Genomic DNA, 12,515 nt, shown 5'->3' on the forward strand with positions numbered 1-12,515 from the left:
GACTGGAGTGTGATCGGCGCAACGAATCGACTCGAACCGGCCCTGGGTAGTGGTGAAGACCCGGCGCAGTACGCACGTGTTCTCGAATCCGTGTACGAAGCAACGATGTCCGGGCGCAAACCGCCCGCGCGCCCGCGCTCCGTGATCGCCGATTCGTGGTCGCGTCTGCGCGCCCTCGGTCTCGATCCGGAGCGGTGTTCGATCACGAAGACCACTCGTGCCTCGGAGATCGAAGAGAGTCGGGGTGCGGCCGGAATGACGGAGATCTTCGACGAGGCGGTACGCGGTCTGGCACCGCTCGTCGGCCCGGACGACGCGAGTTTGATAGTGGTGGCGGACCGACAGGGTCGCATCCTCTGGCGCCACGGGCCCGGTCGAATGCTGGATCGGGCCGAACGCCTCGGGATGATCGAGGGTGCGTCGTGGACCGAGGAAGCTGTCGGTACCAACGGGATCGGTACTTCGTTGGCATCAGGTTCGGCAGTGCAGGTGTTCTCGGCCGAGCACTACTCGCGCTCGCAGCATCCGTGGACTTGCTCCGGGGCGACGGTTCGGGATCCGCGTAGTCGCCGGGCGCTCGCCGTCGTCAACGTCGCCGGCGCCGCAGGCACTGTCCACCCGTCGACTCTCGCTTTGGTGGACAGCGTGGCCAGACTGGCGGAATCCGCACTGCGGGAGAAGCATCGAATCGGATTGGATCGGCTTCGGATGATCTCGGCGTCGACGCTGGCTCGCGCGAGTCAGCCGACAATGGTTGTGGACCGTAGTGGCTGGGTTGCTGCGGTGGACTCGATGGCGCCGATCTACCGCATCGCACTGCCGAAAGTGATGACCAGCGGCGAGCATTGGCTCCCGTCACTCGGATTGTGCATGTGCGAGCCACTTCCGGGCGGCTGGCTCATCCGCCCTCAGGCGAACCCGGCGTCTGGAAATGCTTGTGCCGAAGTCGAATTGGACCTGCGGGATTCGAATGCGATGGAACTGCGGTACTCCTCGGCCTTGGGAGGTTGGAGTATCGACCTCAGCCCGCGCCATTCGCAGATCCTCTTGGCTCTGACACAGGCGCCCGAGGGCCTCACGGCCTCGCAGCTCGCCTCAGAGTTGTTCGGCGATCCGCGTAAGACGGTGACCGTCCGGGCCGAGATGTCGAGGTTGCGTAAGCGATTGGCTGGAATCGTGCTGGCTCAGCCCTATCGCTTCGACCCGGCGGTGAGGGTAAAAACCGTCCCTGCTGTGCGCCTTTATTAACCGCGGGGGGTTAATAAAGGCGCACAGCAGAGCGGCGCGAACGCCGCACCTGCGCATACTCGTAGCCGTTTTGCCAGGTCACGGTGGCCACCAGCACCCAGATGATCCACGTGGCGCTCATGTGCGTGCCGACAATGCCCATGACGATGGGGACGGCGGTGCAGGGGAGCGCCCAGCCGAGCAGCCACCGTCGGTCCGATCGCGCAAACAGCCCCGCCACGGTGCTGATTCCGAAATAGACTGCGATGCTTCCGCACAACAACCACCGCAGGTTCGCGGGTGTGTGTTCCGCGCCGTGTTCGGTTGCCGCTCCGAGTCCCGCGACCAGAACCGCGATAGCGCCGGTGGTGAAACAGTGCAGTGCCATGTCGATGCGAGCGGGAAACTTCTCGGGCTGCAGGTGCGGAACACCGGCGTGGCCGTAGAGAAGCGAGAGTGCCCACATACCCGAGAGCAGGACAAACGATCCGACTGCGAGGCTGACGACCGTGGAGTCCCAGGTGAGCTTCGAGGCCGCAGAGATCACGAGGATCACACCCTCACCCAGCACGATGATGACGTACAGGCCCAGCCGCTCGGCAAGATGAGCCCGATCGGAGTGCAGGGCTTCGAGTTCGGGCATCCGGTCGTCCTTGAACCCGCGAACCTTGATGATGCGGTCGAGCTTTTCCTGCGCGTCTTCCATGATCGCGCTGCCGGAGACGACGAACATGATCAGCAGATCGATGGTCACACCGGCAGTCCAGAGCCAGAACCGAGTTTCACCCTCGAACCAGAACGAGACGATCCACGGGATCACACCGAGAGACATCTGGGCGATCGGCCAGTCCACGACGATCTGGCCGTTGTGCCACACCCGACTCGCGAGCAGACGTACGGCCACGTAGGCGACAGCGAAGGCCAGCGCATGGTTGTCGTGGATGCCGGCCACGGCCGCCATCATGACGGCCAGTCCGAACATGGCGATCAGCATGCTCGGGATTCGGACGCGGTCGCCGGCAACGTTGCCGTACATCGTGAACGTCGCCCATGCGGTCCAGAACGCGAGATAGAGCAAGGCGTAGAGCGCGACATCCGACCACGACGGCGAACCGTGGAGCAGGTGAGCCAGCTGACCGATACCGGCTACCACGACCAGGTCGAAGAACAATTCGATCCATGACGCGTGTCGCTCGAGCACCGCCTTCTGCTTCGAGTCTGGTTCATTTCCGAGTTCCGACATAAAGCTCAGTATCGGTTATCGGCATCAACAGTGCTGGTAGGCAGCGAAGTTGTCCGTTTTTTTTGAAGTAGTGCTTATGCTGTCCGCGCTCACGCGCATGCCGTCAGGGAGGGGCATGCGAAGGCGCAAACTCGACGCCGTCGACCACATGACGAAGAAGTACGCACAAGAGTCGGCAGACAAGCGCTGACGTCGTGAACGATCCACAGGGCAACGGGGCGTTGTGTTTTCGAGAAGCCATGGCGCACGTGTGCTCACCGAGGCTGCCGGACGCTCCCATCTGGATCGCGTGCACCGTGGACGCCGTCGTGGACGGTGGTGATCACAAGATCGTGACAGGATCGGTGGACGACGCCTGGCACTGCGAGGCGAATCCACTGACCTATCACCGGCGTGTATTCGGTACGCACTCACCGTCGTGAGTGATCCAGGAAAGGAAAGCCATGTATGTACTGGTGGACAACGGCCGCGTCAGCGTCCGCGATGTGGACAACCTGAAGGCCTTTCACGTCGAGGTGACCGACGACATCGCCGATTCCGAACTGGACGAGCTCTTGCGCCTTCGGAATTACGGATACGTCAGCGGTGGTAGTGCATTCATCTCGGTAGCCCGTGTTCGCGAGAGCACCACGGACGTCGACGGAGTGGCGGCGATGGTCGACTACGCCCAAAGCAAGGGCTGGGTCGACGACGACGGTGAAGCGTTGCAGGCGCACATCGTTCGCCGGCAGTGAACGCTCAGACCATGTCGTTCTTCTGCAGCCATCGCAGGGTCGGCCAGCCGCAGAACACCGGGAGCCAGCAGGTCAGGACTCGGTAGAGCAGAACCGACGGCACAGCGATGCTTGCCGGCAATCCGAACGCGGACAGGCCACCGATGAGGGCGGCCTCGACGGCTCCGACGCCACCCGGTGTCGGAGCTGCCGAGGCGAGGGTTCCACCGATCATCGTCACGATGGTGACGGTGATGAACGTCGTTCCGCCGCCGAATGCCTCGACGCTTGCCCACAGAGCCAGGGCGGCACCGAGAGTTGTTGCAGCGCTGCCGCCCACGATGATGAGGAATCGGGTCGGGTTTCGTGCAAGTTGGCTCAGTTCACCCAACACCTCGGTGATCTGAGGACGCAGATCGTCGCGCAGCCACCCACGAAGTTTCGGAATGAACATGAATGCACCGAGAACTCCGAGCGCGACGCCACCCGCCAGATACAGAACAGTGGATCCCGGGATGAAGTGCGAGAGGTTCGTATCGCGTCCGGCGACGATCGAGAAGAAGATCAGCAAGCCGACGTGGGTGACCACCTGAACCGTCTGTTGAAGCGCGACTGCGGCCGTTGCACGGACGGTACCGAGCCCGCCCTTCTGCAGGAACCGCACACTCAGGGCGAGCCCGCCGACTCCGGCCGGAGTAGTCGTCGCGGCAAAGGTGTTGGCCACCTGCATGATCAGGAGGTTGCGGTAACTGACCATCGAAGACGCACAGGCCCACAGGGCCGCTGCCGCGCCGACGTACGTCAGTGCGGAGACGCCGAGGCCGAGCAGTGCCCACCACCAGTTGGCTGTCTTCAACTCCGTGATGAATGCGGGTACCTGGCTGATGAACGGATAGGCGACGTAGACCAATCCGATGAGCAGAACGAGCTGGATCAGTTGATTGCGACTGAACCGGGTGACCTGTGCGGGAGCGACCTTTTCGATCCCGTTCTTCGCGCCGACCTCGTCTCGGATCTCGGTCATCAATTTTGCGGAATCCTCGGCGGTCCGCCGAATTCGGTTGGGCAACGCCGAGGTGGTCAATCGGCCGGAGGCAGCGAGAATCGTGTCTGCGCCTTGCGCACGAATCGCGGCGTCCACCGCTGCGTCGACGCCGAACAGTGATGCGGTGGCAAAAAGAAGTTGGGCGTTGTCGGACTGCATCTGAACTTCGGTGGCGCCGAATTCGGAGTACGCGTAGCCGCCGAAGAGGATCGTTCCGCCCTCGACGCGAATCTCGGAAGCGCGCAGGTCACCGTGCGCCATCTGATGTACGTGAATGGTGTGCAGTGTTTGCCACAACGCGTCGATCAGTTTGGAGGATTCTTCCTCGTCCGCCTGGTTTTCGACGGCGACGGCAAGTGGGATACCGCGGGGGCTCGGGCGGGCGTACATCTCCCATCCGCGATCGAGCACCGAGATGGCGACGGCTTTGGAACTGGCCAGACCGATGTCGGCGAACGCGATACCCATCAGTGCGCGATGTTCGACGGCGCGCCGAAGCGATCCGTAAGGGGGAGGAGTTTCACGGTTCCGGAACGAGATCCAGCGGAACGTCTGTCGAATTGCTCCGCTGCTTCGCTGGTTCTGTCCGTACAACTCGACAATGAGTTCGTCGAACGGTTCGTCGTCCGGAGCCTTGTCGATGTCGGCGGACATGACCAGCGGGCCGATTCCCGAGGGACTCACGACGCGGAAAGCGGTGACGCGGTAACCACGCCGCGCGAGCACGCGTACTGCAGAGTCCAACGGCACTTCGAGGGCAGGTGTGCCGACGGCAAGAACGATCACCGCGCCGATCAGATAGCCGACGGCGAGACCCAGCATCGATCGGGCGGGAACGATCGAGCTGACGATCAGGTGAATGGGCGCAAACAGCAGAAGCAGCGTCCACCAGGCTCGTCGCCACTTTTTCGGTAGCCACGGACCCGAGACGGTGAGCACCGCCGCGAGCATCGCAATCCACCGCGGATCGTCGAGAAATTGGGACAGGAACGTGGCGTCGAGTCGGTCGGGGACGTCGAGGTGCCACTTGGGTGCGGCGAGTCCTGTGCCGGTGAACGACAGCGCGAGTCCGGCGCACAGGCCGGCAGCGGCGTATCCGGCCAGCAACTTCCATCGGCGCCCCACGATGAGCCCGATCAGAATGGCAAACGGTAGCGCCAGGATTGCGATGCCGTAGAGGAGGTACACAGTGTCGGACAGGCTCGGCGACAGCACTCCGACGATGTTGGACACCGACGTTTCGAGGGCGTCCCACTGACTTCGGGTGATCAGAGAACCCGCGATGACGCCGCCGAGCAGCACGGCAGCGATCGCGACCCGCATGATGTCGCTCGTACGGCGGTGCAGTGGTGGCAGGAGGCTTCCCGTTACCGGGATCTCCCGTCCGTCTACTCGCATCTCGCCAGAACTCTCTTCTCTCGGGGGTTACCGACCGTCTCAGTTACCTCGATCAAGGTACCGCGTGGGGGTTCGGCGCCTGGGAAGCCGGACCTGTCGTTACCTCCTCGATGCCAAGCAACATTCGCTTCGGCCCCGCGGCGGAGGGCTTCGGCGCGTAAAATTCACTTTCCGGACGTTCGTTCATTTCGACGACAGGGAGTGCGTATTCATGAGCCCCGACTCCAGCGGTGTGGACGGTCGGGTTCCTGACCTGCCGACCCCGTCGACCAGAATTTCCGTCACCGAGGACTATGCGGCCGAGATCGACGAGCTCTCGAGCCTCAAGCACAAGCTCGGCGGACTCGAGCCGTCAGAGTTCGCGGATGCCTGGAAACAGGGCTATCCGTACGAGAAGAAGATGTCGCGCCGCGAGTACGAGCGGAAGAAGCGGCGTCTGCAGATCGAGTTGCTCAAGCTGCAGCTGTGGGTCAAGGAAACCGGGCAGAAAGTGCTCATCATCTTCGAAGGTCGCGATGCTGCCGGTAAGGGTGGGTCGATCAAGAGGTTCACCGAGCATCTCAATCCTCGTGGTGCCCGGGTCGTCGCGCTCGAGAAGCCCACAGACATCGAGCGAACGCAGTGGTATTTCCAACGGTATGTCGCACACCTACCCAGCGGCGGCGAGATCGTGATGATGGACCGGTCCTGGTACAACCGCGCCGGTGTCGAACGAGTGATGGGTTACTGCACGCCGACTCAGTACCTCGAGTTCATGAGAGAGACCCCGGACTTCGAGCGGATGCTCGTCAACTCCGGGATCCATCTGCACAAGCTGTGGTTCTCGGTCAGCCGGGAAGAGCAGTTGGCGCGATTCGCGGCCCGTCGAACAGACCCGGTGCGTCAGTGGAAGCTCTCACCGACTGATCTGGCTTCGCTCGACAAGTGGGACGACTACACGCAGGCCAAGGAAGCGATGTTCTTCTACACCGATACCGGGGATGCGCCCTGGACGGTGATCAAGAGCAACGACAAGAAGCGCGCCCGCCTCGAAGCGATGCGTCACGTGCTCGCCAGCTTCGACTATCCCAACAAGGATCACCGGGCAGTCGGTACTCCGGATCCCTTGATCGTCGGGCCTGCTTCGGCCGTATTCGAAGAGGGCGAGCACGTGAACGTGGAGTTGCCTCAGCTCTAGCGCGTGTGATCGCTCAGATCGAACTGGCCTCTGCCCACAGATTGATGCCGCTGTCCTTTGCGTGCTGATCTATGGAGGCCAGTTCGGCTGCGCTGAATTCGAGATTGTCGAGCGCGCCGACGTTGGCTTCGAGTTGGGCGACGCTGGATGCACCGATCAATACCGAGGTGACCCGCGAATCGCGGAGTGCCCAGCTCAGTGCCAGCTGAGCCAGCGACTGGCCGCGGTCTGCCGCGATGTCGTTGAGCGCGCGGATGTGGGTGAGAGCGTCGTCGGTCAACCACGACGGATCGAGTGACTTACCTTGGGCGGCGCGAGAATTCTCGGGGACGCCGTTCAGATACCGGTCGGTGAGCATGCCTTGCGCGAGCGGTGAGAACGCGATGACGCCCACGCCGAGATCGTCGACAGCCGAAAGCAGGTCCTGTTCGATCCACCGATTCAGCATCGAATAGCTCGGCTGGTGGATCAACAAGGGGACCCCCGCAGCGGTGAGCAGTGCGGCGATTTCACGGGTGCGCTCCGGCGAATACGAACTGATACCCGCGTACAGCGCCTTGCCCTGCTGGACGGCACTGATCAGCGCGCCTGCGGTCTCGTCGATCGGAGTCTCGGCGTCGGGGCGATGGCTGTAGAAGATGTCGACGTAATCGACTCCGAGTCGGCCGAGCGACTGGTCGAGGGATGACAGCAAGTACTTGCGGGAACCGCCGAACCCGTAAGGACCGGGCCACATGTCCCACCCGGCCTTCGACGAGATGACCAATTCCTCGCGGTACGAAGAGAAATCCTCACGCAGGATCCTGCCGAAGTTCGTCTCGGCGCTTCCGTACGGCGGCCCGTAGTTGTTGGCCAGATCGAAGTGCGTGATTCCGAGATCGAATGCCCGCCGCAGGACTGCGCGCTGGTTCTCGATCGGTACGTCGTCGCCGAAGTTGTGCCAGAGCCCGAGCGAGATCGCCGGGAGTTTGAGACCGCTCCGACCGGTTCGGCGGTAGGGCATGGCTTCGTAGCGGTCCTGCGCGGCGACGTACTGATCGGACATGGTGCCTGCCTTCACATCGTTGTGGTTGAGCATTTACTCCCGACCATTATCGCCGACGGCATTCAGGTGTGCTGAAAACTCGGGCGGCCCGTGCGAAAATGCTTGCGGGTTAAAGCAATTCGATCGCTCTTCTGGACCAACGTTCAGGTTCGAGTCACAGTGCCGGGCGGCGGTGACGTCGACCACGTCTGGGTTCGCATCTAAGGGAACAGTAAGGAATCGCGGTTACCATGGTCACAGTCGATCGGCGATACCGATCGCCGATTCGCTTCGAACATGTTGCCCAGCAGCCGGATCCGGGGTCCGGCGAGGAGATCTATGTCGACGCAGTCCGTAGTGCACGCACAATCATCCGCAGACGAAGCCGTCGTGGGGGATTCGTCTCCGCCGGGTGGTGGAAGCCGGCGTTATCTCGAGCAACTGATCAGATACGACGTGCCGGCGTCGCTGGTCGTCTTCCTGGTGGCGCTTCCCTTGTCCTTGGGAATTGCGATCGCCTCCGGGGCGCCGATCATGGCAGGTCTGATCGCCGCCATCGTCGGCGGAGTAGTGGCCGGAGCGGTGGGAGGTTCACCGCTGCAAGTCAGTGGTCCCGCAGCCGGTCTGACCGTGGTGGTCGCCGAACTGATCGGCAAGTTCGGGTGGAAAGTCACCTGCCTGATCACCGTCGGCGCCGGAATTTTGCAGATCGTGTTCGGGCTCAGCCGAATTGCCCGTGCGGCACTGGCTATTGCGCCGGTGGTGGTGCATGCGATGCTCGCCGGTATCGGCATCACCATTGCGCTACAACAGGTTCACGTGTTGCTAGGCGGAAGCTCGGCCAGTTCGGCGCTGGACAATCTACGGCAGTTGCCCGCACAGATCGGTGCCCTGCACGTCGAGGACTTGATGATCGGACTCGTTGTCATCGCCACTCTTCTCGGGTGGCGCTATCTCCCCGCGGGCGTCCGGAAGGTGCCGGCGGCATTGGTCGGCATCGTATTGGCAACTCTCGCTTCGCTCCTGCTGCCGATCGACGTCGAACGTATTGCTCTCGACGGATCTTTGTTGGACTCGATCGGACTTCCCGCTCTGCCGGACGGCCAGTGGCTCGGCGTCGCAACCGGCATCCTGACCATCGCACTGATCGCCAGCGTCGAGAGTCTGCTCTCGGCCGTGGCTGTGGACAAGATGCACTCGGGCCCGCGCTCGAACTTCGATCGCGAGATGCTCGGCCAAGGTACTGCGAACATGGTGTCCGGGGCGATCGGCGGCCTGCCCGTCACGGGTGTGATCGTACGCAGCGCCACCAATGTCGAAGCGGGGGCGAAGTCCCGTGCGTCGTCGATCATGCACGGCCTGTGGATCCTGCTGTTCTCGGCCGCGCTGGCCGGGTTGGTGCAGCAGATTCCGAAGTCTGCGCTTGCCGGACTGTTGATCGTCATCGGCATTCAACTGGTCAAGCTGGCGCACATTCGGTTGGCGCGACGCACCGGTGATCTGTGGGTGTACGGCATCACAGTGGTCGGCGTCGTGTTCTTGAACCTGCTCGAGGGCGTGCTGATCGGATTGGCGTTGGCGATCGCTCTCCTGGTGTGGCGGGTCATCCGCGCGTCGGTCACGGCAGAAGAGTTGGGTGACAAGGATTCCGGGAAGTGGCGGGTGCTGGTCGAAGGGTCGTGCACCTTCCTGGTGCTGCCCAAGCTCACCTCGGTACTCGCCGGCATCCCGCCGCGGTCCGACGTCACCGTCGAGTTGTCCGTCGACTTCCTCGACCATGCCGTCTTCGACGTCATCGAAGAGTGGGCGAGGCAGTACGAGTTGGCAGGTGGTTCGGTGATCATCGACGAAGTTGGCTCGGTGAGTATGGAGAGCGCGACCACCGGTCCGCCGAAGCGCGGCGCCGCAGTCACCGACCTGCGCGGATTGCTCGCTCCGTGGGGTAGTTGGCAACCACAGGCTTCGGGAAGGAATCTGAGCAGCCCGCCAGCCTTGCGACCCATTCTCGACGGGGTGTCCAACTATCATCGCCATCGCGCCGAAGCGATACGGCCGCACATGGATCAGTTGCGCGACGGCCAGAATCCCGACTCTCTTTTCCTTACCTGCGCAGATTCGCGAGTGGTGCCGAACATCATCACGAGCAGTGGCCCAGGTGACCTGTTCACTGTGCGCAACGTCGGAAACTTGGTTCCTGCCGGCGGCCGCGATACGTCGGTGGAAGCGGCACTGGCCTTCGGGATCGACGAGTTGGGTGTCAGTTCGGTGATCGTGTGCGGACACTCGGGTTGCGGCGCGATGCAGGCACTCCTGACGAACAGTTCGTCGGAAGCGGGAGTTGTCGGTGAGTGGTTGAGGCATGCGGAGACGAGCTTGCAGGCATATACGAGTGGCCATCCGGTGGCGCGTGCTGCGGCCGAGGCGGGTTTCTCGGAGGTCGATCAGCTCGGAATGGTCAATGTTGCAGTCCAATTGCAGACTCTCGAACGCCATCCTCTGGTCGGTCAGGCCCGTGTGGACGGTCGCCTGCGTATCGCCGGACTGTTCTTCGACATCGGCTCGGCTCGGGTCATCGAAGTGACAGCGTCAGGGATCGGCGAGTTGATCGAGACCTGAAGGGGCTATTCGGGTCCGGGCTGATCCCTGAGTTCGACCAGCAGGCGAGCCCCGCCGAGCGGACTGTCGTGAAATGTCGTACGTCCGCCGTGCAGGGCCGCCTGCTGCGCCACCAGTGCCAGGCCCAAACCGGAACCCGTCTTGCCTGCCGTCGATCCGCGAGTGAAGCGTTCGAAGACGCTCGAGCGTTCCTCGGCCGGTATTCCGCAACCGTTGTCGTCGATCGTGATCGTGACGGTGTCCGGTGAATCGACCGGGCGGGCGAGGGTGATGCGCACCGTGCTCGCGCCGCCGTGGCGGACTGCATTGGTGATCGCGTTGTCGAGGATCAACCGGATTCCGCCGGGAAGGGCCCGGATGCAATAGGGGAGTGGGGAATCCACCGTGACGACGCTGACATCGACGCTCGGGTGGTGGCGTCGTGCATCGTCGGCCGCGATGTCGCATACCTCGGTCAAATCGGTGTCCTTGAAGTCCTCAGCCGTCGACAACTCGCCCTTCGCCAGTCGCTCCAGGTCCCGGAGAGTCGATTCGACGCGGCCCTGTGCGCGGGCCAGATCTGTGAGGATCTCACGTCGCTGCTCGTGGTCGAGATCGTGAATGGACAACACTTCGATGTCGGTTCGCATCGCCGTCAACGGAGTTCGGAGTTCGTGAGCCGACGCGGAAGCAAAGTCCCGAGCGGCAGCAAGGGCCGAGTTGGTCGCGGCCTGTGCCCGGGCGACGTCGCTGAGCATCGATTCTGCTGCTGCGGCAAGCTCGTCCGCTTCACGGATGCCGGAAACCTCGGTGGCGAGATCGGGATCTCGCCTGGCGATCCGGCGGGTCAATTCCACGAGTGGGCGCACCGCCGGGCCACCGAACAACCATCCCAACGCGGCTGCGGCCGCTACGGCTCCGACGCCGAAGAACGCAACCTGACGCTGTTGGTCGACCGTGATGTCCCGCGCCTCGGCATAGGGAACCGCCAGCGAGACCAGGGCATTGATCCCGTCGGCCTCGGCGGTGTAAGCCCGGTACTTCGTACCGTCCACGTCGACGGTCGCCGAGCCCACCGGTAATTCGGGCAGTCGCGTCGGGGTACTGGATTTGACGGTTCCGTCGGTGTCGGAGCGGATGGTCACGGAGAACGCTCCGCCGTCTCCGAACGCGCCGAGAAAAGGTCCCGCTGTAGCCGCATTGGCCACGATGACCGTCGATGCCGTCTCCAATCGACGGTCCAACTGCGCCAGATTGTTTCGTGCGATAGCCAATGCAACGACCACACCGAGTGCGATGACGATGAACGTCGCCCCCAGTGCCGCGGCCGCGGCAACGCGAGTTCGTAGTGAGAAGCGGCGACGCTTCACGGGTTCTCCCGAAGCACGAACCCGACGCCGCGAACGGTATGCAGCAGACGAGGTGAACCGCCGGATTCGAACTTTCGACGCAGGTAGCCGATGAAGACGTCCACGACGTTGGTGTCGGCCACGAAGTCGTAGCCCCACACGAGTTCGAGGAGACGTTCGCGAGTAAGCACGATGCCGGAATTGTGAGCGAGCACTTCGAGTAGCTCGAATTCGCGTTTGGTGAGCGGTACTTCCTTGCCGTCGACGCGAACCCGGCGGCCGGAGAGGTCGATGTCGAGGTTGCCGACCCGCAGGGTGTTCGTTCCCTCGGAGTGATCGCCGGCCGGAGTGTTACTGCGACGGAGCATTGCGCGGATCCTGGCAACCAGTTCGGCGAGGACAAACGGTTTGACCATGTAGTCGTCTGCGCCGGATTCGAGCCCGGCGATGCGATCGTCGACCGAGTTGCGTGCGCTGAGCACGCAGATCGGGATTTCGTTGCCGGCGGCACGAAGCGCCGTCACCACACCGGTGCCGTCGAGCACCGGCATGTTGATGTCGAGGACTACCGCGTCCGGTCGCTTGTCGGAGATCACTCGGAGCGCGTCGGCGCCGTCCACTGCCGTCAGTACGGTGAATCCCGAGAGCCGCAATCCGCGTTCGAGTGAGGTCAGGACGTCTGCGTCGTCGTCGACTACGAGGATTTTCGGTATCTCGGTCACAGCCCCATTGTGCCTTGCCTGG

Annotated in this window: 10 protein-coding genes; 5 read left to right on the forward strand and 5 right to left on the reverse strand. The window is 62.9% G+C overall.

Translation table 11 applies throughout. The features are described 5' to 3' along the window. The first annotated feature begins 9 nt into the window (after positions 1-9). Complete coding sequence (locus QMA15_RS01440; protein WP_290283579.1) at positions 10-1,248, forward strand: helix-turn-helix domain-containing protein; 1,239 nt, start codon at positions 10-12, stop codon at positions 1,246-1,248. 10 nt (positions 1,249-1,258) lie between these two features. Here QMA15_RS01440 and QMA15_RS01445 read toward each other — a convergent pair whose 3' ends face one another. Further along, entirely contained in the window at positions 1,259-2,470 is a 1,212-nt protein-coding gene (locus QMA15_RS01445) for a low temperature requirement protein A (RefSeq protein WP_113683277.1), read from the reverse strand. 194 nt (positions 2,471-2,664) lie between these two features. Between QMA15_RS01445 and QMA15_RS01450 the strand changes: the two genes are divergently transcribed. Further along, a complete protein-coding gene (locus QMA15_RS01450) occupies positions 2,665-2,892 on the forward strand; it encodes a flavin reductase (protein ID WP_290283580.1) in 228 nt (75 codons plus the stop codon). Between the two features lie 21 nt (positions 2,893-2,913). Beyond that, complete coding sequence (locus QMA15_RS01455) at positions 2,914-3,204, forward strand: hypothetical protein (RefSeq protein ID WP_290283581.1); 291 nt, start codon at positions 2,914-2,916, stop codon at positions 3,202-3,204. 4 nt (positions 3,205-3,208) lie between these two features. Here QMA15_RS01455 and QMA15_RS01460 read toward each other — a convergent pair whose 3' ends face one another. Beyond that, positions 3,209-5,626, reverse strand: coding sequence for a lysylphosphatidylglycerol synthase transmembrane domain-containing protein (locus tag QMA15_RS01460; protein WP_019744892.1), 2,418 nt, complete (start codon positions 5,624-5,626; stop codon positions 3,209-3,211). Positions 5,627-5,837: 211 nt separating this feature from the next. On the opposite strand from QMA15_RS01460, the gene ppk2 reads away from it, so the two are divergent. Then, positions 5,838-6,803 (forward strand): polyphosphate kinase 2, encoded by a 966-nt coding sequence (gene ppk2, locus QMA15_RS01465; RefSeq protein WP_020970466.1) that lies wholly within the window; start codon positions 5,838-5,840, stop codon positions 6,801-6,803. A gap of 13 nt (positions 6,804-6,816) precedes the next feature. On the opposite strand, the gene mgrA is transcribed toward ppk2, so the two are convergent. After that, positions 6,817-7,848 (reverse strand): L-glyceraldehyde 3-phosphate reductase, encoded by a 1,032-nt coding sequence (gene mgrA / locus QMA15_RS01470; protein WP_042952677.1) that lies wholly within the window; start codon positions 7,846-7,848, stop codon positions 6,817-6,819. 318 nt (positions 7,849-8,166) lie between these two features. Between mgrA and QMA15_RS01475 the strand changes: the two genes are divergently transcribed. Next, positions 8,167-10,443, forward strand: coding sequence for a bifunctional SulP family inorganic anion transporter/carbonic anhydrase (locus tag QMA15_RS01475; protein WP_020908762.1), 2,277 nt, complete (start codon positions 8,167-8,169; stop codon positions 10,441-10,443). A gap of 5 nt (positions 10,444-10,448) precedes the next feature. On the opposite strand, the gene QMA15_RS01480 is transcribed toward QMA15_RS01475, so the two are convergent. Then, positions 10,449-11,792, reverse strand: a complete 1,344-nt coding sequence (locus QMA15_RS01480; RefSeq protein ID WP_020908761.1) for a HAMP domain-containing sensor histidine kinase — start codon at positions 11,790-11,792, stop codon at positions 10,449-10,451. Further along, entirely contained in the window at positions 11,789-12,493 is a 705-nt protein-coding gene (locus QMA15_RS01485) for a response regulator (RefSeq protein ID WP_003939853.1), read from the reverse strand. The genes QMA15_RS01480 and QMA15_RS01485 overlap by 4 nt, the downstream gene beginning before the upstream one ends. Between the last annotated feature and the right edge of the window lie 22 nt (positions 12,494-12,515).

It is taken from the genome of Rhodococcus sp. APC 3903, from assembly GCF_030407755.1.
GTDB classification, from domain to species: Bacteria; Actinomycetota; Actinomycetes; order Mycobacteriales; family Mycobacteriaceae; genus Rhodococcus_F; species Rhodococcus_F erythropolis.